A 516-nucleotide genomic window follows, 5' to 3' on the forward strand; every position below is an offset into this window, starting at 1 on the left:
GTAATTATTTAATAGTTAATGTTTTATAATAATATTGTTTTTTCAATTGACTATTTCCTAACTTGCACCACTTTTAAATGAGTAATGAGTAAAAAAATTATTGGTCGGGTTGATAAAATCGACTTCCCAAAATTAGGTTTGTTTAACATTGATGTGAAAATTGATACCGGTGCTTATACATCGGCCATTCATTGTTCTGAAATCATCATAGAAAATGACAGTTTAAGATGTATTTTCAATAGCGATGTTCACCAAAACTTCGGAAAAACAGAAATCATTTTTCATACTTACACCAAAACCAATGTAAAAAGCAGTAACCGCTACAAAGAAAACCGATACAAAGTAAAATCGGAAGTGGTCTTTTTTGGAAAAAATTACAAGATTAACTTAACTTTAAGCACTAGAGACGACATGAAATTCCCTGTACTGATAGGCAGACAATTTTTAAAACAAAAATTTATAGTTGATGTAGATTTAGATTACGTTTCTTATTTATACAAAACACACCATGAATAT

1 protein-coding gene is annotated in these 516 nt (G+C 28.9%); it reads left to right on the plus strand.

What is annotated here, in order from left to right; all coding sequences use genetic code 11:
* Window positions 1-84 precede the first annotated feature (84 nt).
* Window positions 85-516, plus strand: a 432-nt coding sequence (locus ABEA81_RS42480; protein ID WP_345613752.1) for an ATP-dependent zinc protease family protein, incomplete at its 3' end; no start/stop codon positions are given.

Source organism: Pseudonocardia adelaidensis (assembly GCF_039543345.1).
Lineage (GTDB): Bacteria > Actinomycetota > Actinomycetes > Mycobacteriales > Pseudonocardiaceae > Pseudonocardia > Pseudonocardia adelaidensis.